Consider the following 21,311-nt stretch of genomic DNA (forward strand, 5'->3'; position numbering starts at 1 on the left):
TGACTTTATGATATTCTATTTATATGGAAATAAATTATAAATTTTAAATTTCTTATTCATTCAAGATTTGTAGCTATTTCCGAGTGATTTGAAGGGAGTTGATTCTTTGCCTCTTAGTTCATCATCTGAGCGATTAATGGGAACTACGATTACTATTTCCTTAGTACATGAACAAGCCGATAATCTTCTCCGTCAAGCTTTTGATTTGCTCAAGGAACTTGAATTCCGCTTCAATGCTAACAGTACTGAATCTGAATTAATGGAAATTAACTATCAGGCAGGTATTGCCCCAGTTAAAGTCCACCCTGATTTGTTTGAGCTGATTTCATTAGGTCTAGAACACAGTCTAGCGCCTAAAAGTCATCTCAATATTAGTATAGGGCCTTTGGTTCAAACCTGGCGTATTGGTTTTTCCGATGCAAAGGTTGCAAGCCCTGAAGAAATTGCTTCAGCCCTACCACTAATAGACCCTCATTTTATTAAACTCGATTCAGTCAATTCTACAGTTTTCCTAGAAAAAAAGGGAATGAAAATTGACTTAGGGTGTTTAGCAAAGGGGTACAGTGCAGATAAGGTTGCAGCTTTTTTAAAAGAAAACGGCGTCACTTCTGCTCTTATCAATCTTGGAGGAAACATCCTCACAATTGGGAACAACCAATCAAAAGATGGACGTCCGTGGCAAATCGGCATTCAAGATCCAATTAATCCACGCGGTAATCACCTGATGACCTTGTCTATTACTGGAAAATCAGTGGTTACATCTGGGATTTATGAACGGCATCTTGAAATCAATGGCAAGGATTATCATCACATTTTCGATAGTGAAACAGGCTATCCTATTGAAACGGATTTAGCTAGTTTAACCATTATATCTGACCGCTCTGTTGACGGCGAGATATGGACCACACGATTATTTGGCGAACGCAGCGCCTCTATTATGTGGCAAGTCGAAAATATTGATGGTATCGAAGCCATCCTCATTGACAAAGATGGACGCCTAGCTTGTTCATCTGGTATCCAACGATAAATAATTAATAATGCAAAAAGAGAAAGGAAAGCCCATGCTTAAACTTATTGCTATTGTAGGAACTAACTCAAAACGTTCCACAAACCGCCAACTGCTTCAATATATGCAGAAACACTTTGCTGATAAAGCAGAAATCGAATTGGTAGAAATTAAAGATCTACCTGTATTTAACAAACCAGCTGACAAACAAATCCCAGCTGAAGCTACGGAAATCGCTGCTAAAATCGAAGCTGCTGATGGAGTTATTATCGGTACTCCAGAATACGACCACTCAATCCCAGCTGTTCTTATGAGCGCTCTTGCTTGGATTTCATATGGTGTATTCCCGCTTTTGAACAAACCTGTCATGATTACAGGTGCTTCATATGGTACACTCGGTTCATCACGTGCTCAATTGCAACTTCGTCAAATTCTTAATGCTCCTGAAATCAAAGCAAATGTTCTCCCAGATGAATTCTTGCTTTCACATTCTCTTCAAGCATTTGATCAAAACGGTGACTTGGTAGATCTTGATGTCATCAAGAAATTGGATGCCATCTTTGATGATTTCCGTATCTTTGTTAAAGTTACTGAGAAATTGCGTAATGCACAAGAGCTTCTTCGCAAAGATGCTGAAGATTTTGATTGGGAAAATTTGTAAGATAGGAGATCGAAAGAATGAAATTTGTTGGACTTGTTGGATCAAACTACGATCAATCATATAACCGCAAACTCTTGGAGTTCATCCGCCGTCAGTTTAGATTTAAATTTGAACTAGAAGTTTTGGAAATCGATGAAGTTCCAATGTTTAACCAAGACGAAAAATGGGACGAGAGCTTCCAGTTGCGCCTTCTTTACAATAAAATTACTCGAGCTGATGGTGTGATTATTGCTACTCCAGAGCACAACCACACTATTTCTGCTTCACTTAAGTCAGTCCTTGAATGGCTTTCATACGAAGTTCATCCATTTGAAAACAAACCAGTTATGATTGTGGGTGCTTCATACTACGATCAGGGAACTTCACGTGCTCAAGTTCACCTTCGTAAAATTCTTGATGCACCAGGAGTAAATGCCTACACTTTACCAGGTAATGAATTCCTTCTTGGAAAAGCCAAAGAAGCTTTTGATGCAAAAGGAAATATTATTAACGAAGGAACTGTTAAATTCCTTGAAACTTGCTTAGATAACTTTGTCAAATACGTAGGAGTCGTATCTAATTTGAAAAAACCAAAACCAATTGAACCAGAAGACTTGGATTGTGGAAAACCAATTGCCACAACTATTACAGAAGTTGACCCTGATGATCCAGAATGGGTAGAAAAAGTTGCAGAAATTACAGGTGCTGTATCTGGTGATACATACGTTAAACTTGACCATGGTATCCTTACAGTTAACCAAATCGATATGTTCTTGAAAGCTATGCCTTTTGAATTGACATATGCTGATGACAACAACCAATTCCTTTACTACAACAATGCTCACCAGGATCCTGACACAATGTTTGCAAAACGTGTCCCATCTCAATCTGGTAGCCGTATGTCAACAGTTCACGGATCACTTCCACCAGCACGTATGAAAAACGTTGAGTGGGTAATCGGAACTCTTCGTAACGGAAACCAAGAATACGTACGTACAATTGTTCCTGGTTCACCTGCAGGTGTTATCAATACTCACAACTACCAAGCTATGTACTATCCAGATGGATCATATGCTGGTATCAATGAAATTGTCTTTAACTTCCAACCATGGCTTGACTGGTACTTGAAAGAAACTGGTCAACGTTTGGTAGGCGGTAGCGGACCTTTTGCTCCTGCTGCTGGAGGCCACGGAGATGCCGATGCTACTTCTGGCGCTTCTGACTCAGCTGATGGCGGCCACGGTGGTGGCGCAGATGCTACTTCTGGTGCTAGTAACTAATAACTAACAAAAAGGAACCCAAAATGGTTCCTTTTTTAAAATAGAATTCTCGGTTCGCACACACAAACCGAGAATTTTTTTATTTATGAATTCGGATCATCAAGACTACGGCCGTGTAAACCTTTTTCTCGTTGCACTTGACGAAGCTTTTCAGGAGTCACATCATTACCATCTTCATCGACGATTTTGATTCCTTCAATGTGATGACGTACTGAACGACGATAGCCTTCGATATATTCTTCACGAAGTTTGGCTTGTTCTACTTTTTCTTCCGCAGTCAAGCCTTCTGTTTTTTTCTTTATAGCAAGTTCATTGATACGAGCGATTTTTTCTGGTTTCATTTTTGGATCTCCAATCTACTTTTTAATTACTATTTTGTATTAAGAAGGTTAAAAGCAGCCACTGTTTTTGCTTTATTGACAAGTTCAGCTAGAATAGCCAAACGATTATTCTTAACATCAATATCCTCTGCCATAACCATAGTATTGTCAAAGAATGCATCAATAACTGGACTAAGAGCAAATAGTTGTGTTAATTTATCGCTTGCTGAACCTTTCAATTCTAGGTTTTCTACCGCTTGAGCTAGTTCTTTTTCCTGCTCATTTTCAAAGAGGCTTGCATCAACTTTGACTGAACCTTCTGCCTTTTCTGCTAGGTTAAAGGCACGAGATAATGACTCAACTGATGATTTGTAATCTTCAGTTTTCGCAGCTTCTGAAAGAGCTTCTGCTGCTTCAATCATATCAGAGACAACAAAGTTTGAACTTGCTAGAACAGCCTCTTTAATATCTTTTGCAGTAGAACCCATCATCTTATCAACACGAGCTTTGATGAAATTAAGCACTTCTTCTTGGTTATCGTAAGTTAAACTATCAAACGATAAAGCATAAAGACTGGCAATCAACTCGTCCATTGGAATATTCCAACCGAAGTCTTCTAAGATTCGAACAATCCCTTGTGTTGCACGACGAAGGGCATAAGGGTCGTTTGAACCAGATGGAATCAAACCAACAGAGAAGAAAGATAAGAGAGTATCTAATTTATCGGCTAGTGCAAGTATTGCTCCAACTTTAGATTCAGGAAGAGCTCCGTCTGCTGAGTCTGGAAGGTAATGCTCTCGAATAGCTTGCGCCACTGCAGCATTTTCACCTGCAAGAAGCGCATACTTCTCACCCATGATACCTTGAAGCTCATCAAATTCACCAACCATACCGGTTAAGAGGTCAAATTTGTAAATGGCTGCAGCACGAGCAAGATCAATAGATTCATCAACTGATAGACCAGCTTTTTCAGCTAGCAGTATAGCAATTTGTCCTGTACGAATCATGTGTTCACGAAGTGAACCAATCTTTTCATGGAAGGTTACGTGTGAAAGTTTAGCAACTAAATCTTCAATCTTGAGTTTTTGGTCTTCACGCCAGAAGAATTCTCCATCTTCCAAGCGGGCAACCAAAACTTTCTCATTTCCTCGAGTGACATTTTCCAAGTGTTCAGCATTTCCGTTACGAACTGAAATGAAGTTTGGTTTTAGATTTCCTTCAAGATCACGGACAACAAAATAACGTTGATGAGTTTCCATTGAAGTAACCAAAACTTCTTCTGGAACTTCTAGGTATTTAGGATCAAAATTCCCCATAAAAGCAGTTGGATATTCAACCAAGTTTAAGACTTCGTTTAAAAGTCCTTCATCAATCTGTACTTGAACGCCATGTTCTGCTTCAATTTCCTTAATTTGTTCACGAATCATATTTTCACGTTCAATGCTATCAGCAATGACATAGACTTTACGTAAGTCTTCTTCGTAACTATCAGCATGACGGATTTCAACTTCATGTCCAAGGAAGCGATGTCCACGACTAACTCGTCCAGAGTGAATATCCAAGAAATCCAAATCAAGAGCTTCTTCATCCAATAGGACTATCAATGTATGCACTGGACGGATATATTCAAAACTGTTATTTGCCCAACGCATGCTAACAGGGAAACTTAAGCTAGCCAAGACTTCAGGAATTCCATTCAGAACTTCTTCCGCTGGTTTTCCAGCTTCATGTTTTGTTACGTAGACGTATTCTTCACCTTTGATTTCACGGAATTCAATGTCATCTACAGTCAATCCTTTTCCACGGACAAAACCTTGTGCAGCTTTAGAGAAATTTCCTTCTGCATCCAAAGCAATTTTCTTAGAAGGTCCTTTAAAATCTTCAGTCAAATCTGTTTGTTGGTCTGCTAAACCAAGTACACGAACAGCTAAACGACGTGGAGTTGAAAATGTTTGAATCCCTTCATATGAAAGGCGGTTGTCATCCAAGAAGGCTGCCATTTTTTCGCCGAGTTGTTTTTCACTTGGTGTGACAACGTAGGCTGGTAACTCTTCGAGTCCTAGTTCTACTAATAAGTTTTTTGTCATGTTTTTTCCTTTACACAATTAATGTTCTTCAACAAGACCTTTAGTAATGGGGGACGCAAGCAAACCTTCGGTTTCATTGCTAACTGTCAAGCCTTAAGTCTCGTCAGTCCCCCAGTCGGATAAGAAACTTCTTATCCGACTTTCACTACAGCGGTCTTGTTTTATTTAGCGACCTACGGTCGACTTTCAGTCATTTATTCCTGTAATTCTGTCTATTCTTCCTCTTCTGCTAGGAGTTTTGCGCGTGTGGCTTCGTCTAGCAGTGGGTATCCGAGTTTTTTGCGTTCTGCAACGAAAGTTTTAGCTACGACACGTGCCAAGTTACGGATGCGGGCAATGTAACCGGCACGTTCTGTAACGGATACCGCTCCACGAGCATCAAGCAAGTTGAAGGTATGTGAACATTTCAAAACGTAGTCATAGGCTGGGTGCACAAGGCCTAATTCCAAAGCACGTCCAGCTTCTTTTTCGAATTTCTCGAAGTTAGAAAGAAGCATATCTTGGTCTGAAACTTCAAAGCTGTATTTTGAATGCTCATATTCTGGTTGAAGGAAGATTTCTCCGTATTTAACACCTGGAGCCCACTCAATATCGTAAACTGAGTCTACTTCTTGGATATAAGAAGCTAAGCGTTCCAATCCGTAGGTAACCTCAGCAGTAACAGGGCCTGTTGCTAAACCACCGACTTGTTGGAAGTATGTAAACTGAGTGATTTCCATACCATCAAGCCACACTTCCCATCCAAGACCAGCTGAACCAGTTGATGGGTTTTCCCAGTTATCTTCAACGAATCGAATATCGTGTTCCAATGGGTTGATTCCCAATTTTTCCAAAGACTCAAGGTAGAGTTCTTGGATATTTGATGGAGATGGTTTCATAACTACTTGGAATTGGTGGTGTTGGTAGAGACGATTTGGGTTTTCTCCATAACGACCGTCTGCTGGACGACGTGATGGCTCTACATAAGCCGCATTCCATGGTTCTGGACCAATGGCACGAAGGAAAGTATAAGGACTCATTGTTCCCGCACCCTTTTCATTATCATAAGCCTGCATGAGCATACAACCCTGGTCATTCCAGTATTGTTGCAAAGTAAGGATGATTTCCTGGAAAGTCATTTTTTTAGACATTGTTTACTCCTTTAATTTATATTATCTTCTTATATTTATTTATCAAGCAACCAAGAAAAGGCTGGGTCCTGAAAAATATGACGTTTAGGAACATTTTGTAAATTCTGATCGCATTCATCTATTGTACCTAATTTCAAAGCACAGACTTCTGGTATATTTTCTTGAACAGTGAAAATTTGACTATAACAGTTCTGGCAGTAATAACGCTGTTTTCCTGGAGAAGAACTATACGTAACAAGCTTTTCTTTTCCATGCAATACTAGATTTTTACTGCTAACTTTGGCATTAACTGTATAGGCAGACGCAGTTGCTTTCCGACAGAATGAACAGTGGCAAAAAACTAATTCAGATAATTCCTCATCCAGAGTGTAAGTCACTGCTTTACATAAACAAGATCCTTTAAGCATTGTACTCCTTTCTACTTAGGCATTAGACGAATTCAAAAAGAACCGAATTTCAACACCCAAGCCTTGCGACTAGGGGCGTCAGAAACGCGGTTCCACCCTAATTTATTACTTCATTGTTTTTGAAAATACTACAGAAAGCGCCACACTTATCTCTCAATCACCTGACTCTCACTATCTCAGGCTCGCTTAGGATTTACCGATAAGATATTCTTTCTTGCGTCTATTATAACAAAATGCAATTAAAAAGTAAAATTATTTTCATAAGGAATCTCCAATAATTCACCTAAAATAGAAATACTAATCTAACGTCATGCTCTTTCTTGCTACTTTTTGAACAAAAAGAAAAACCGCTACTCCTAAGAATAGCGGTTTAATCATGTTTTCAAGCTACAAATGTAGTCGCTCTATTATTTAAGAGTAACTGAAGCTCCAGCTTCTTCCAATTTAGCTTTGATTTCTTCAGCTTCTGCAGTTGGAACGCCTTCTTTGATGACACCTGGTGCACCATCAACAAGTTCTTTAGCTTCTTTAAGTCCAAGACCAGTGATTTCACGTACAACTTTGATAACGCCAACTTTTTTGTCACCAGCAGCTGTCAATTCAACGTCAAATGAGTCTTTAGCAGCACCAGCGTCAGCAGCACCAGCTGCAGCAACAGCTACAGGAGCAGCTGCAGTTACACCAAATTCTTCTTCGATAGCTTTTACAAGGTCGTTCAATTCAAGGATTGAAGCTTCTTTAATTTCAGCAATAATGTTTTCAATGTTCAATGCCATTGTTATTTCCTCCAAATAAGTTTAAATTTAATTTTGTTATTTTTTTGTAGCTAGGCTACGCTGCGTAGCTTATAATTAAGCTGCGTCTTCTTTGTTGTCTGCAACCGCTTTGACTGCAAGAGCAACGTTGCGCACTGGCGCTTGAAGTACAGAAAGGAGCATAGAAAGAAGTCCTTCGCGACTTGGAAGAGTTGCAAGAGCAACGATTTCTTCTTTTGATGCGACAGCGCCTTCGATTGCACCACCTTTGATTTCAAGTGCTTCAGCGTTTTTAGAAAAGTCGTTCAAGATTTTCGCTGGTGCGATAACATCTTCGTTAGAAAATGCTACTGCAGATGGTCCAACAAAAACAGATGCAAGATCTTCAAGACCAGCTTTTTCAGCTGCACGACGTAAGATTGAGTTTTTGATAACTTTATACTCAACTTCGCTTCCACGAAGCTCACGACGAAGAACTGTATCTTGTTCAACTGTCAAACCACGAGCGTCTACAACGACGATTGATGCAGCAGCTTTCATTTTCTCAGCTACTACGTCAACTAGTTCCGCTTTCTTAGCAATAATTGCTTCACTCATTAGTGTGTTCACCTCCGTAATTATTTTGCTTGGGGAATTTTTCCAAAAGAAAAACGCGCCCAAACCTAGACACGAAAGTACAATACGCTTCTTTTTACATGATACGTTTTGTCCTCGGTAGGATATTTATGAGTCTTGCTCCCCTACTGTCTTAGGCAGTTTTTTCAAACCGCTTATAAGTATATCACACTTGTTACTTCAAAGCAAGTCTTTTTGTAAAAAAAATGATTATTTTTTGTCCTGCTTCTACTGATGTTTATGGAAGAAAATACTTAGATTTTATCATTGAATGGAAAAGATTGGTACCAAGGTAGTATAGATTAAGAGCGCATGAAAGGCTAACATGAGTACATTTAATATAAATGGAATTTTTTGCGTGATTTGAATATCTTGATTAGATTTTTGACTGTCTAAGAATAGTGTTAATGACAAGAAAAGCAAAATCATTCCATAAATAATACTAATGTGAAAAAGAATCACTCCTATCGCACGAAAATATAGAAAACCGAAAATGGGTATACTAAAAACAATTAGTGCTAGTGATCCAAAAGCAATTTGAATTAAAGAAATCATTAAGAAACTATAGGCGGTAAATGTAGTAAATTTTGATACTCGTAATCCAGTTTTCTTCAGCTTAGATGTATAATAAATGACAAAAATCGGGTAAAGAATATCTACCATCTCAACTCTCCACTTTTAATAAGATTATTTACTATATTTTAACGATTTTTCTCCAGAAATGCAATTTGCTCCTTGACTAGTTTAAAATTTTAGTGTACTATACAACTGTATATACAGAAAAAGGAGTTATTATGAATACAAAAAAGAAAACCCAATTCATGACTTTAACCGCATTGCTAACCGCTATCGCCATTTTGATTCCCATAGTGATGCCCTTCAAGATTGTTATTCCACCCGCTTCTTACACTCTAGGAAGCCACGTTGCAATCTTTATTGCTATGTTCCTTTCTCCTTGGATGGCAATCTTTGTCATTATAGCTTCTAGCCTAGGATTCCTCATGGCTGGTTATCCGATCGTTATTGTACTTCGAGCTTTCTCCCATATCTTTTTCGGCACTTTGGGCGCCTTCTATCTGCAAAAACATCCTCAAACCTTAGATAATCCAAAATCTTCATTGATTTTTAACTTTGTACTTGGTTTAGTACACGCTATTGCTGAAGTCTTTGCTTGTATTATCTTCTATGCTAGTACAGGAACAGACCTAAAAAATATGTTCTATGTTCTCTTTGTATTGGTTGGTTTTGGAACTATTGTTCATAGTATGATAGACTACTACTTAGCATTAGCTGTTTATAAAGCACTAAAAAAACGCCATTAAGAAAGAGACTATGACAAAAAATAGAAAAGAAACCCTTTTACAACTCTTAAAAGAAGCTCCAAAACCTCTAAACGGACAAAGCTTAGCAGAACATTTTCATGTCACTCGCCAGATTATTGTTCAGGATATAGCTGTGCTTCGTGCAGATGGTGCTCCTATCCTATCAACCAATCGTGGGTATATCTATAAAGAAAACAAAGCCAATTCTTTTGTTCATAAACTCTTTAAGGTCAAACATAAAGAGGAAGATATGGGGCAAGAATTACTTGCTATCGTTGATAACGGAGGACGGGTTCAAAATATCCTTATTGACCATCCTGTCTACGGGGAAATCGAAACCCTCCTCAAACTAAGTTGTAGACGCGATGTGGAGCACTTTTTAAACCAAGTTAAGACGTCTGATTTTCGCCCCCTATCTGAATTGACAGATGGTATCCATTATCACTTAATTGAAGCAGAAAATAAACAAGACCTCCTCTATATTGAGAAGGCCTTGGACCAGCTTGGTTATTTAGTAAAAGATTAGAAGGTTTTCTTTTCCCACCCGTCCTCTGTACGGTGACGGTAGAAAAATTCAGACTTGTCTGGAGCTTCCATCATCTCCATCAAAGGTAACATATCATAGGCCAGATCCAAATTTGGAATCTGGTCTTTTTCTATCCAAGAAACTTCTCCTTCATCTGAAGAGCGAAGAGTACCAGAGAACTCAGTCGCCTTATAACAAAAGACAATGTAGCGCTCGCCCGTATCCAGTGGCCAATTTTTAATGCCGACCAGTTGAGGATTTTTAATAGTCAGACCTGTTTCCTCGTATATCTCACGAATAACAGATTCTGCAAAAGCCTCTCCATTTTCAACATGTCCTCCTGGGAAGGCATAGCCAGACCAGCGGTTGCTTTCAGGTGATCGATACTGCATAACCACTCGCTTCTTTTCAAGATCTTCAATCAGACAAATATTTGTTAAAATCGTTAATTGTGCTCGAGACATAGGACTCACTTTCTAATTATTAAAAATGAAAAGGAGCAGGACCTTCATATTTAACTTCAGATTTCATAATCCAAGGATTTACTAAGTCATGATACTCACAATAACTATTATGTAGGCCTCCTCTAATAATGATAAGTTCTTGCCCCTCTACTTGATAACCTATACTAATAGCAATATAGGGGCTAGGTATAAAGGACAATCCTAAGAAAAGGTACAGCCACGTAAGTAAGGTTAAAAAAGCGCTTATAAATTGAAATATAAGATGGTGCCATTGAAAAATTCTAGTTTTATAAAAGATGGTCCATGGATGAATAAATAAAGTTAAGCAAAGACCAAAGAACCAGATATCCCACAAGACTGGGGTAAATGCTAAACCATACTGTCCTAAAATAACATGGACAAACATAAAGGCTAATAAGAATAAGTAAATTATTCTAAAAACGTTTAGATATTTCATCATAATTTAAACTCTATTTCAGTATTATTTAGAGGCGAAGGGGAAATTTCACTTATTTTCTTGAGATTAAAACTCTCTATTTATCGTATATTTAATTTCTGTCTTCATAATTAATGGAGCTACCAAATCATGGTATTCATAATAGCGATGAATAAAGAATCCTTTATCAATGAGAATTTCATTATTTTCAACTTTATAATCTAAATTTATCGGAATAATAGGATGATCATCCACGGAGCATAAAAAGAAAGTAATTATAAAAATTTGAAAAGCAACATATGTGCTCAATAACTGAAAGATTATGTGATACCATTCAAATCCTCTCTTTTTATAGTACAGAACCCAGGGGTGAATCAATAAAATAAGACACAAACAAAGGAACCAAAAATTCCATGGACCAGGAGTAAAAGATAAACCAAACAATCCAAGACAACAATGAACAAGAACAAAGGTCAGAAGGATAAGATAGACAATTCTAAACACATTCAGGTATTTGAACATTATTTACTCCTTTTTATTTTCTACATATTTTATCATGAGAATGGCTAAGGTTGCTAGACAGAAAAAGATCAGATAAGTTGCAATAGGAAACCAGATGTAGCGGTGATCTAGGGATAAGAGAGAAGGTAAAATCCCTTTACTATTTTTCCCACCAACTCCTAAAAATAGATGAACTATCAATCCAATACTATTAAGATAGATAAATAATTCTGCATATCTTTTTATTGTCATTCTTGTCCTTGACAAGTCAATAAACCAATAGTCAAATAATCTATAGACCAGACAAAAAAGATTTATATATATTGGAAAACTATAGTTGATATCTCTATAGGGCGACGGAATAGGAAGGTTCTTAAAAATAAGATTGATACCTATTCCTATTCCTAAGATGAGACCAAGAATCAGGAAAAAGCCTATAATTTTATGAGAATCTAGCCAGAGTTGAAAACTTTCTCTCCTTGATAGATTCTTTTTTGTATTTGATTTTCTTTTATTCTTTTTCATTTTTTACTCAAGAGTGGAATTACTCATTCTTCAACAAAATTTTAAAAAATGTAAATCTCTAAGCTCCCCGATAAGGAATTTTTGAACTTTCAATCTCTATTTCAGGATTAGCAATTTTGAGATAAGGAGCAATATAGTCTGCATCCGTAACCTTTGGACCTAGGATAACCTTCGAATATTTCAAAGGTAGTAGATTAATGTATACAAATAAATCATAACGGCCATTATCTTTCGAGCTTAATACAATATACTTTCTAAAATCTTTATAGTTAACTTTATCAAAAACTTCTAACCCAATTTCTTCTTTTTTAAAGTACTTCTCATTTGATGAATCATTAGCATCTCTTTTAATAATATTTTGTATAGCTGTATCATCTAAATTAATTAACATACGATACTCCGTTTCATACTCATAGTCTTTAACTTTAAAAAGGTAAGAAATCTTCTTCAATTTCTCAGCAAAACTTATTAATTCTTTTTCAGCTTTAAGTTCTTGTAATTTTTCAAATAGCTGTTTTAAATCATCAAGATATTTACCAATATCTGTTTCATCTTTATTCTCTGACATTAAATCTAAATAATGAACTTTAACAAACTCTATCGATTTATGTTCAACTATATCTTCAAGATAAGACAGATCATATTCAAGGAATGCTCCTTGAGATGAATCTGCATACTCCTTCCACATAGGTAAACTATCAGATACCGTAGTTAGAGAAGATATAAAAACATTGGAAGTTTGGTATTGTTGGAAAAACGTATTATCAATACCCAAATAATCATATATTACTCTTCCTTCCATCGGATCGTTTAACTGTTTAAGATTAGTAAGCCGTAAATAGGGAGATTTAACTTTAGAATCATTGTCATTCTTCCATTCAGCTTTTATAAGATAATTTGTTAATGTGTCAATCTTTGTATAATGTCCAAAGGAACCTATTTCTTTCAACTCATTTGAATCAACATTCAATTTAGAACGAATATTGGTGATAATTTTATCTGCTTGTTCTAAAAGTTGAGTCGCATCCAATGAAGAAATAGATTCTAAATCACTTGTTTCATTAAGGTAATCATTATCATACCTCTCAATTAACTTAATAGCTTGGTTTCGGATGATATCAGAATCATTTTCTTCTACTATCTTTCGAACAATTACTATCGAATCTTCAATCACGTCATCAAAGTTTCTTGATACAAAATCCAAGTATTTCTCAACATAATTAGATTGAGGGTTATTGAAATAATAGTTATTAATTGTTTCGAGATGTTCATTTTTAAAAATAGATACCATCTCATCTAATTCAAAATACCAATAGTTAATACTCTCAAAATCAATATCTTGGAATATAAAACTTATAAATGTTTCTAATTCCCTCTTAAAATAGATTCTTCTTTCTTCTGGTAAACTATTTTGTCTAAATAATTGAACAAAAACTGAAAGTAAGTCCGAAATATGGTATTCTACAACCTCTAGATTTTCTTTTAATATTAAATCAAGTATTTTAAAGAAATAACTATCATTTTCGAACAATATAGAATATTCTTCATATCTTTCGGTTTTAAATAAATAAAAATAAAGAGCATCTAAATAATAAAATATTTCATCCCAACTATATTTTTGTGTTTTTGTTGATAGTATTTTATTTATGGTTTCTAATATCCTTTTTTGGATAGTTTTATCAATTTTCTCTAAAAAATCTCTACAGATACGAATAACAATTACATTATATTTCAATTGTTCTTCTTCAGATAAATTCAAATATTGATTAGTAAAGTTTTCAAGTTGGTATTTCAGTTTTTCTTCATTTAAGGAATCAAAATAATTCTTTAATTCGGATTCACTAAATTCACCAGTAAAATAATTTAAGTTTTCCATTTCATCTCCTTCTAAAACCTACCCAAACGCCTTGACTTCCAACATCATGTCACGAATCTGGGCAGCCAATTCAAAGTCAAGCACTTCAACGGCTTCTTGCATTTGTTTCTCCAGTTTCTTAACGAGTTCTTTACGTTCTTGTTTGTTAAGGCTATTGATATCGACTTCCTTGTCCTCTTCCTTGGCAACTGCCTTGGTGACAGAGATCAGGTCACGGATTTCTTTCTTAATAGTTTGTGGAATAATACCTTGTTCTTCATTATAAGCCATCTGGATTTTACGACGGCGAGCCGTTTCATCGATGGCTTTTTGCATAGACTGAGTCATAGTGTCCGCATACATAATCACATGCCCTTCACTATTACGGGCAGCACGACCAATAGTCTGAATGAGTCCACGCTCGTTACGAAGGAAGCCTTCCTTGTCAGCATCGAGAATAGCGACTAGACTAACTTCCGGCACGTCAATCCCTTCACGAAGGAGGTTAATCCCAACCAAGACATCAAAGACTCCTAAGCGTAGGTCACGGATAATCTCCGTCCGCTCTAAAGTTTTGATATCCGAGTGCATGTATTTGACCTTGATCCCCATTTCTTTGAAGTAGTCGGTCAAGTCTTCCGCCATTTTCTTGGTCAAGGTTGTAATAAAGGTACGTTGGTTCTTTTCAACACGGGCATTGATTTCACCTAAGAGGTCATCGATTTGTCCCATAGTTGGGCGGACTTCAACTTCTGGATCTAAAAGACCTGTTGGACGGATAATTTGCTCAATCACAGTGTCGGTTTGTTCCATCTCATAATCGCCGGGCGTCGCTGAAACGTAGACAATCTGATGAACATGACTTTCAAACTCTTCACGACGAAGGGGACGATTGTCTAGGGCAGAAGGTAAACGGAAACCATAATTCACCAGCATTTCCTTCCGAGAACGGTCACCATTATACATGCCCTTGATTTGCCCCATAGTCATGTGACTCTCATCAATCATAATCAAGAAATCATCTGGGAAGAAGTCGAGAAGAGTATAAGGAGGCTCTCCTTCGCTCCGTCCATCCATGTGACGGGAGTAGTTTTCAACGCCGTTTGTATAGCCCATCTCACGGAGCATTTCAATATCGTACTCTGTACGCTGTTTCAAACGTTGAGCTTCCAGCAGTTTACCTTCCTTCTCAAAGATAGCTAACTGCTCCTCCAACTCGGCCTCAATCTTAGCAATAGCTACTTCCATATGGTCATCATTGGTCACAAAGTGAGTCGCTGGGAAAATTGCCAAATGGTCCACTTCGCCGAGAACTTGACCAGTTAGAGCTTCGACTTCACGGATACGATCAATCTCATCGCCAAAAAACTCGACACGAAAGGCATGCTCGTCACGAGATGCTGGGAAAATCTCCACCACATCCCCACGCACACGAAATCTTCCGCGTTGGAAATCAATATCATTGCGTTCAAACTGAATATCTACCAAGTCGTTCAGCAGTTTATCTCGAGAAATCTCAAGACCCGGACGCAAACTTACCACGCTATCAGCGTATTCTTTGGGCGAACCCAAACCATAGATACAAGAAACAGATGCAACGATGATAACATCATTGCGCTCCAACAAAGCTGATGTTGCTGAGTGACGTAGCTTGTCAATTTCATCATTAACAGAACTATCTTTTTCTATATAAGTATCGCTTGAAGGCACATAAGCTTCAGGCTGGTAGTAATCATAGTAAGATACGAAGTACTCGACGGCATTTTCCGGGAAAAATTCCTTGAACTCCCCATAGAGCTGACCGGCTAGAGTCTTATTGTGGGCGATGACCAGGGTTGGTTTATTAACCTGAGCAATGACTTGACTCATGGTGTAGGTCTTTCCTGTACCAGTCGCTCCCATCAGGATTTGTGCCTTTTCTCCACCCTCGATATTATCCACCAACTGCTCGATGGCTTGAGGTTGGTCCCCAGAGGGCTGGTATTTGGATACCAGTTTAAATTTGTTATCAGTAATTCGATTTATCATAAAAGCCTCATACACATATTCTATCCTTCTATTTTACCATAAAAAGAAGATACTTTCTGATTCTCAAATTTAGCAATTTATTCAGTTCGTGTTACATCTTCTTACATCAAAATACAAAATATTTGCCAGTTTTAATTTTTTCTGTTATAATTTGAAAATATCTTGAAAGGAGACGTTACATGAAGAAAAAAATCCTAGCTTGTTTGCTAATTTTATTCCCTATATTTTCACTAGGAATAGCAAAAGCTGACACAGAAAAAACAAAGTATGTTATCGCCAGTGACTCATCTTTTGCACCTTTTGTTTTCCAGGATTCAAGCAATCAGTACACTGGTATTGATATGGATCTCATCAAGGCTATTGCCAAAGACCAAGGTTTTGAAATTGAAATTACCAACCCTGGCTTTGACGCGGCTATTAACGCTGTTCAATCTGGACAAGCAGACGGTGTCATTGCAGGAATGTCTGTAACTGATGCCCGTAAAGAAACTTTCGATTTCTCAGATTCTTACTATACAGCAAATACTATTCTTGGTGTTAAAGAATCAAGTACCATTTCTTCTTATGAAGATTTGAACGGTAAGACTGTAGGTGTGAAAAATGGTACTGCTTCACAAACCTTCCTTGCAGAGAATCAAAGCAAATACGGTTACAAAATCAAAACTTTTTCAGATGCAGCCTCTATGTATGATAGTTTAAATACTGGTTCAATTGATGCCGTCATGGACGATGAACCTGTCATTAAATATTCTATCAGTCAAGGACAAAAGTTAAAAACACCAATCGCAGGTACACCTATTGGTGAAACTGCTTTTGCAGTAAAAAAAGGAAGCAATCCAGAATTGCTAGAGAAGTTTAACAAAGGGCTTGCAAACCTTAAGGCAAATGGAGAATTCCAAAAAATCCTTGATAAGTATCTAGCTAGCGATTCTACTACTACAAGTTCAACCGCTGATGAAACAACTATCTGGGGCTTGTTGAAAAACAACTACAAACAACTTCTCAGCGGACTTGGAATTACCCTCTCATTAGCACTGATTTCATTTGTAATTGCGATTTTCATCGGAATTATCTTTGGTATGTTTAGTGTCAGCCCTTATAAATCACTCCGTTTGATTTCAGAGATTTTCGTTGACGTTATCCGTGGTATTCCATTGATGATTCTTGCTGCTTTCATTTTCTGGGGCATTCCTAATTTTATCGAATCTCTTACAGGTCAACAAAGTCCGATCAACGACTTTGTCGCTGGTACTATCGCACTTTCCCTAAACTCAGCTGCCTACATTGCTGAAATTGTTCGTGGTGGTATCAAGGCCGTGCCTGTTGGGCAAATGGAAGCCAGTCGAAGTCTTGGTATTTCATATGGAAAAACCATGCGTAAGATTGTCTTGCCACAAGCAACCAAGCTCATGCTTCCAAACTTCGTCAACCAATTTGTTATCGCTCTTAAAGATACAACAATCGTATCTGCAATCGGTCTGGTAGAACTCTTCCAAACTGGTAAGATTATCATTGCTCGTAACTACCAAAGTTTCAAAATGTATGCAATTCTCGCAGTCTTCTACCTTGTGATTATCACTCTTCTAACTAGATTAGCGAAACGCTTAGAAAAGAGGATTCAATAATGGCAAAATTAAAAATTGACGTTCATAACTTACATAAACAATATGGTAAAAACAAAGTCCTTAAAGGAATTTCAGCGAAATTCTATGAAGGAGATGTTGTTTGTATCATTGGACCTTCTGGTTCAGGTAAGTCAACTTTCTTGCGTAGCTTAAATCTTCTCGAAGAAGGGACAAAAGGAAGCATCACAGTTAATGGCTATGATTTGACGGATAAATCTACCAACGTAGACCATGTTCGTGAAAATATCGGAATGGTGTTCCAGCACTTCAATCTCTTTCCACATATGACTGTATTGGAAAATATCACTTTCGCTCCTGTAGAACATAAGTTAATGACTAAGGCTGAAGCTGAAAAATTGGGTATGGAACTCCTCGAAAAAGTTGGGCTTGCTGACAAGGCCAATGCCAATCCTGAAAGCCTATCTGGTGGACAAAAACAACGTGTGGCTATCGCTCGTGGTTTAGCAATGAACCCTGATATTATGCTCTTTGATGAGCCAACTTCTGCCCTTGACCCTGAGATGGTCGGCGATGTTCTAAACGTTATGAAAGAGTTGGCTGAACAAGGCATGACCATGATTATTGTAACCCACGAAATGGGATTTGCTCGTAAGGTTGCCAATCGAGTTATCTTTACAGCAGACGGTGAATTCCTAGAAGATGGTACACCTAATCAAATCTTTGATAACCCACAACACCCTCGTCTAAAAGAATTTTTAGACAAGGTCCTTAACGCTTAAAAAACTGTAAGGTAAACCTTGTAGTTTTTTTCTCACTTGTATTGGAATTTTGGATTTTTTAGAAAATTATGATAAAATAAAGGGTATGAAAATGGGGATTCCTCATGCCTAGGATATCTAGGAAAGTAAATAGAAATTAGGTAGCTGGATGTCATCTAAAGTTATTGTTACAATTTTTGGTGCTAGTGGAGATTTGGCTAAACGCAAGCTTTACCCTTCACTCTTTAGACTTTATAAATCAGGTAATCTTTCTGATCATTTTGCTGTTATTGGAACTGCTCGTAGACCTTGGAGTAAGGAATATTTCGAATCTGTTGTTGTCGAATCTATTTTAGATTTGGCAGATAGCGCAGAAGAGGCTCAAGCTTTTGCTAGTCATTTTTACTATCAAAGTCACGATGTTAATGACACTGAGCACTATATCGAATTACGCAAGCTTCAGGCTGAGTTAAATGAAAAGTATCAAACTGAACACAACAAGCTTTTCTTCCTCTCAATGGCACCACAATTCTTCGGTACCATCGCCAAACACCTCAAGTCTGAGCAAATCGTTGACGGTAAGGGCTTTGAACGTTTGATTGTTGAGAAACCTTTCGGTACGGATTATGAAACTGCAAGCAAACTAAACGAAGAGCTTCTAGCTACTTTTAACGAAGAGCAAATCTATCGTATCGACCACTATCTTGGTAAAGAAATGATTCAGAGTATATTTGCAGTTCGTTTTGCCAATATGATCTTTGAAAATGTTTGGAATCGTGACCACATCGATAATGTTCAGATTACATTTGCAGAACGCCTCGGTGTTGAAGAGCGTGGAGGTTACTACGATGAGTCTGGTGCCCTTCGTGATATGGTACAAAACCACACACTCCAACTTCTTTCTCTCCTTGCTATGGACAAACCAGCAAGTTTTACCAAAGATGATATTCGAGCTGAAAAAATCAAGGTCTTTAAAAACCTCTATCATCCAACAGATGAAGAACTCAAAGAACACTTCATTAGAGGCCAATACCGTTCTGGTAAAGTTGATGGCATGAAATACATTTCTTACCGCAGCGAACCAAATGTCAACCCAGAATCAATGACAGAAACCTTTGCTTCAGGTGCCTTCTTTGTTGAAAGTGACCGTTTCCGTGGTGTACCTTTCTTCTTCCGTACTGGTAAACGTCTAACTGAAAAAGGAACACACGTAAACATTGTTTTCAAACAAATGGATTCCATTTTCGGTGAACCCCTAGCACCAAATATTTTGACCATCTATATCCAACCAACTGAAGGCTTCTCGCTTAGCCTTAATGGTAAAGAGGTCGGTGAAGAGTTCAAGCTTGCACCTAATTCGCTTGACTATAGAACCGATGCTACTGCAACAGGAGCTTCACCAGATCCATATGAAAAACTGATATACGATGTATTGAATAACGATTCAACTAACTTTAGCCACTGGGAAGAAGTTAGCGCTTCTTGGGAATTGATTGACCGTATCGAAAAGTTGTGGGCTGAAAACGGTGCTCCACTTCATGACTACAAGGCTGGTAGCATGGGACCACAAGCTAGCTTTGATTTACTTGAAAAATACGGAGCTGAGTGGACCTGGCAACCAGATATCTCCTATCGTAAAGATGGTCGTCTAGAATAATCAAAAACAATCCTGCAAGAATTCTTGCAGGATTTTCTTTTATAGCAAACCTTCTAAAAGCCCCTTCATAAAGTTCTCAGAATTGAACTCACCGATATCATCGATTTTTTCACCAAATCCAATCAACTTAACAGGGATATTCAGCTCTTCACGGATAGCAAGAACGACACCACCTCGAGCAGTTCCATCAATCTTGGTTAAGACAATACCTGTCAAAGGAGTAATTTTTGAAAACTCTTTAGCTTGTACAAGAGCATTTTGCCCAGTTGAAGCATCCAGAGCTAGGAAGGTTTCATGAGGTGCTTCTGGCACTACGCGTTTGATGATACGACCAATCTTTTCCAATTCTGCCATTAAGTTTTCTTTATTTTGCAGACGGCCAGCTGTATCAATCATAAGAATATCAATACCTTCTGCAACCGCACGTTCCATCCCATCAAAGACAACACTGGCTGGATCAGCTTTTTCAGGACCTGTTACGACAGGAACATCTACACGGCGGCCCCATTCAGCTAATTGGGCAACCGCACCAGCACGGAAGGTATCCGCAGCAACCAGCATGACTTTCTTACCAGCTTGTTTGTAACGGTGTGCCAATTTACCGATAGAAGTTGTTTTTCCGACACCATTAACACCTACAAAGAGCATAACAGTTAACCCATCTTGAAAATTAATGCTTTCGTTATAGTTGCCATCCTTCTCATACAGATCCACCAATTTTTCGATGATAACACGACGAAGGGCTTCTGGTTTCTTGGCATTTTCAAGCTTGGCTTCATAACGTAGCTCTTCTGTTAAATTGGATGCTACCTGTACGCCAACGTCACTCATGATTAAGAGTTCTTCTAGCTCTTCAAAGAAATCTTCATCAACTGAGCGAAAATTAGCAAAGAAGGCATTCAAACGAGCTCCAAATCCCGTACGAGTTTTCTTGAGACTGCGGTCATATTTTTCCTGTACAGTCTCTTGAACTTGAGGAGTTTCTTCGATTACTAGATCTTCTTCCACTTCCTCAGCGATTTCCGGCTCTGTTTCATTTGATTGAGGTTGAACAGTTTCTTCCTCGTCACTTTCATTTGAAGGGATCTCTTCAACAGGAACCGATTCCACTTGAGGACTTTCTACCTCTTCAACTTGAATTGGGTCTTCTTGAGGAATTTCAACTTCATCAAGAGGTTCAATGATCGCTTCTTCTACAGCCTCTACTTCAGGTGAGTCTTCATTTGTTTCTTCCTGAGGTTCTGCAGGTAAGATAACTTCTTCTGATTCTGTCACTACAGCATTTTCAAATTCTGATGTATCGTTTTGCTCGTTATCATCTGATAAATCAATGTTTTCTAATGCTTCTTTGACGACATCTTCAATTTTCGGTTCTTCTATTTTTCCAAATAAACGGTCAAATAATCCCATACT

21 protein-coding genes and 1 other annotated feature are annotated in these 21,311 nt (G+C 37.8%); of the genes, 8 read left to right on the forward strand and 13 right to left on the reverse strand.

Annotated elements, in window-relative coordinates; genetic code table 11:
* Window positions 1–106: 106 nt before the first annotated feature.
* The 3 genes from QM923_RS03825 to QM923_RS03835 are packed head-to-tail and all read left to right on the forward strand — an operon-like array spanning window position 107 to window position 2,926.
* Entirely contained in the window at window positions 107–1,027 is a 921-nt protein-coding gene (locus tag QM923_RS03825; RefSeq protein ID WP_414290935.1) for an FAD:protein FMN transferase, read from the forward strand.
* Between the two features lie 34 nt (window positions 1,028–1,061).
* Window positions 1,062–1,667, forward strand: a complete 606-nt coding sequence (locus tag QM923_RS03830) for an NADPH-dependent FMN reductase (protein WP_004252640.1) — start codon at window positions 1,062–1,064, stop codon at window positions 1,665–1,667.
* 17 nt (window positions 1,668–1,684) lie between these two features.
* Window positions 1,685–2,926 carry an NAD(P)H-dependent oxidoreductase gene (locus QM923_RS03835; protein WP_414290936.1) on the forward strand — a complete coding sequence of 414 codons (1,242 nt, stop codon included), beginning with the start codon at window positions 1,685–1,687 and terminating at the stop codon, window positions 2,924–2,926.
* A gap of 83 nt (window positions 2,927–3,009) precedes the next feature.
* Here the strand turns inward: QM923_RS03835 and QM923_RS03840 are convergent, their stop codons facing one another.
* The 7 genes from QM923_RS03840 to QM923_RS03870 all read right to left on the reverse strand — a co-directional run bounded on the left by QM923_RS03840 (window position 3,010) and on the right by QM923_RS03870 (window position 8,903).
* Window positions 3,010–3,267, reverse strand: coding sequence for a DUF896 family protein (locus QM923_RS03840; protein ID WP_414290937.1), 258 nt, complete (start codon window positions 3,265–3,267; stop codon window positions 3,010–3,012).
* Window positions 3,268–3,296: 29 nt separating this feature from the next.
* Window positions 3,297–5,333, reverse strand: a complete 2,037-nt coding sequence (gene glyS, locus QM923_RS03845; RefSeq protein WP_414290938.1) for a glycine--tRNA ligase subunit beta — start codon at window positions 5,331–5,333, stop codon at window positions 3,297–3,299.
* Window positions 5,334–5,545: 212 nt separating this feature from the next.
* Complete coding sequence (gene glyQ / locus QM923_RS03850; RefSeq protein ID WP_414290939.1) at window positions 5,546–6,463, reverse strand: glycine--tRNA ligase subunit alpha; 918 nt, start codon at window positions 6,461–6,463, stop codon at window positions 5,546–5,548.
* A gap of 35 nt (window positions 6,464–6,498) precedes the next feature.
* Window positions 6,499–6,870 (reverse strand): GFA family protein, encoded by a 372-nt coding sequence (locus tag QM923_RS03855; protein WP_414290940.1) that lies wholly within the window; start codon window positions 6,868–6,870, stop codon window positions 6,499–6,501.
* A 407-nt stretch (window positions 6,871–7,277) separates the two neighbouring features.
* Window positions 7,278–7,646 carry a 50S ribosomal protein L7/L12 gene (gene rplL / locus QM923_RS03860; RefSeq protein WP_001196964.1) on the reverse strand — a complete coding sequence of 123 codons (369 nt, stop codon included), beginning with the start codon at window positions 7,644–7,646 and terminating at the stop codon, window positions 7,278–7,280.
* A gap of 75 nt (window positions 7,647–7,721) precedes the next feature.
* Window positions 7,722–8,222 carry a 50S ribosomal protein L10 gene (gene rplJ / locus QM923_RS03865; protein ID WP_006152070.1) on the reverse strand — a complete coding sequence of 167 codons (501 nt, stop codon included), beginning with the start codon at window positions 8,220–8,222 and terminating at the stop codon, window positions 7,722–7,724.
* 38 nt (window positions 8,223–8,260) lie between these two features.
* Window positions 8,261–8,396, reverse strand: a sequence feature (ribosomal protein L10 leader region).
* A gap of 108 nt (window positions 8,397–8,504) precedes the next feature.
* Window positions 8,505–8,903 (reverse strand): hypothetical protein, encoded by a 399-nt coding sequence (locus QM923_RS03870; RefSeq protein ID WP_414290941.1) that lies wholly within the window; start codon window positions 8,901–8,903, stop codon window positions 8,505–8,507.
* Between the two features lie 131 nt (window positions 8,904–9,034).
* Between QM923_RS03870 and QM923_RS03875 the strand changes: the two genes are divergently transcribed.
* Both QM923_RS03875 and QM923_RS03880 read left to right on the forward strand, forming a co-directional pair.
* Window positions 9,035–9,562 (forward strand): ECF transporter S component, encoded by a 528-nt coding sequence (locus QM923_RS03875; RefSeq protein WP_414290942.1) that lies wholly within the window; start codon window positions 9,035–9,037, stop codon window positions 9,560–9,562.
* A gap of 10 nt (window positions 9,563–9,572) precedes the next feature.
* Window positions 9,573–10,088 carry a transcription repressor NadR gene (locus tag QM923_RS03880; protein ID WP_414290943.1) on the forward strand — a complete coding sequence of 172 codons (516 nt, stop codon included), beginning with the start codon at window positions 9,573–9,575 and terminating at the stop codon, window positions 10,086–10,088.
* On the opposite strand, the gene QM923_RS03885 is transcribed toward QM923_RS03880, so the two are convergent.
* From QM923_RS03885 to uvrB, 5 genes are all read right to left on the reverse strand, one after another.
* Window positions 10,085–10,552 (reverse strand): 8-oxo-dGTP diphosphatase, encoded by a 468-nt coding sequence (locus tag QM923_RS03885; protein WP_414290944.1) that lies wholly within the window; start codon window positions 10,550–10,552, stop codon window positions 10,085–10,087. The genes QM923_RS03880 and QM923_RS03885 overlap by 4 nt on opposite strands.
* A gap of 19 nt (window positions 10,553–10,571) precedes the next feature.
* Window positions 10,572–11,012 carry a hypothetical protein gene (locus QM923_RS03890; RefSeq protein WP_414290945.1) on the reverse strand — a complete coding sequence of 147 codons (441 nt, stop codon included), beginning with the start codon at window positions 11,010–11,012 and terminating at the stop codon, window positions 10,572–10,574.
* A 501-nt stretch (window positions 11,013–11,513) separates the two neighbouring features.
* Window positions 11,514–12,014, reverse strand: a complete 501-nt coding sequence (locus tag QM923_RS03895) for a hypothetical protein (RefSeq protein WP_414290946.1) — start codon at window positions 12,012–12,014, stop codon at window positions 11,514–11,516.
* 58 nt (window positions 12,015–12,072) lie between these two features.
* Window positions 12,073–13,890, reverse strand: coding sequence for a DUF2971 domain-containing protein (locus QM923_RS03900; protein ID WP_414290947.1), 1,818 nt, complete (start codon window positions 13,888–13,890; stop codon window positions 12,073–12,075).
* An 18-nt stretch (window positions 13,891–13,908) separates the two neighbouring features.
* Window positions 13,909–15,897, reverse strand: a complete 1,989-nt coding sequence (gene uvrB, locus QM923_RS03905; RefSeq protein ID WP_414290948.1) for an excinuclease ABC subunit UvrB — start codon at window positions 15,895–15,897, stop codon at window positions 13,909–13,911.
* A 179-nt stretch (window positions 15,898–16,076) separates the two neighbouring features.
* Between uvrB and QM923_RS03910 the strand changes: the two genes are divergently transcribed.
* The 3 genes from QM923_RS03910 to zwf all read left to right on the forward strand — a co-directional run bounded on the left by QM923_RS03910 (window position 16,077) and on the right by zwf (window position 19,898).
* Window positions 16,077–17,522: an amino acid ABC transporter substrate-binding protein/permease gene (locus tag QM923_RS03910; protein ID WP_414290949.1), complete on the forward strand. Its 1,446-nt coding sequence runs from the start codon at window positions 16,077–16,079 to the stop codon at window positions 17,520–17,522.
* Window positions 17,522–18,262 (forward strand): amino acid ABC transporter ATP-binding protein, encoded by a 741-nt coding sequence (locus tag QM923_RS03915; protein ID WP_414290950.1) that lies wholly within the window; start codon window positions 17,522–17,524, stop codon window positions 18,260–18,262. Before QM923_RS03910 ends, QM923_RS03915 begins: the two co-directional genes overlap by 1 nt.
* A 148-nt stretch (window positions 18,263–18,410) precedes the next feature.
* Complete coding sequence (gene zwf, locus QM923_RS03920; protein WP_414290951.1) at window positions 18,411–19,898, forward strand: glucose-6-phosphate dehydrogenase; 1,488 nt, start codon at window positions 18,411–18,413, stop codon at window positions 19,896–19,898.
* Window positions 19,899–19,937: 39 nt separating this feature from the next.
* Here the strand turns inward: zwf and ftsY are convergent, their stop codons facing one another.
* Window positions 19,938–21,308 (reverse strand): signal recognition particle-docking protein FtsY, encoded by a 1,371-nt coding sequence (gene ftsY / locus QM923_RS03925; RefSeq protein WP_414290952.1) that lies wholly within the window; start codon window positions 21,306–21,308, stop codon window positions 19,938–19,940.
* Window positions 21,309–21,311: the final 3 nt, after the last annotated feature.

The sequence above is a fragment of the Streptococcus infantis genome (genome assembly GCF_047463275.1).
Classification (GTDB): Bacteria; Bacillota; Bacilli; order Lactobacillales; family Streptococcaceae; genus Streptococcus; species Streptococcus infantis_AF.